The organism is Fulvivirga aurantia (assembly GCF_009711475.1).
Classification (GTDB): Bacteria; Bacteroidota; Bacteroidia; order Cytophagales; family Cyclobacteriaceae; genus Fulvivirga; species Fulvivirga aurantia.
Genome location: NZ_SMMD01000088.1, coordinates 1 through 436 on the forward strand (window position 1 = coordinate 1; position 436 = coordinate 436).

The following is a 436-nucleotide window of genomic DNA, read 5'->3' on the forward strand; positions in this document are numbered from 1 at the left end:
CGGTAATGTGATTGATTCTACCAGATCAGACGCACAGGGTAAGTTTAATTTCAAGGCATTACCGGGTGATCAGCAATATTTTTACACGTTGGGAGCAGAAGATTCCGGAATTGGCGCTAACATTCTAATAACAGATGCTACTGGTAATGTTGTTGATCAGTTTTCCAATGAAGAAAAAGAGCAGTTTTTTAGGTATAAACAACTTGGTAGCGATCCCAATGCTGGTAATTATATAAACGCGGATGATGCTACATTGAGTGACCTGAATTTTGACTCAAAAAATGATGACGATCTTATTAAAGACATTAAATACTACATGACTTATAATGAGTATGAGGCACTCGAGCGTAAAGCTGGTCAGGAGGGGCTGGGTGTAAACCTACGTGTGCAAATTGGTGCTTACAGAACACCTTCACCTGATCTTTTTGATGATATC

Annotated in this window: 1 protein-coding gene; it reads left to right on the plus strand. The window is 39.2% G+C overall.

Features of this window, described 5'->3' with window-relative positions:
* The coding region (locus E1176_RS20065) for a hypothetical protein (RefSeq protein ID WP_185152456.1) at nt 1–436 on the plus strand (436 nt) is incomplete at both ends.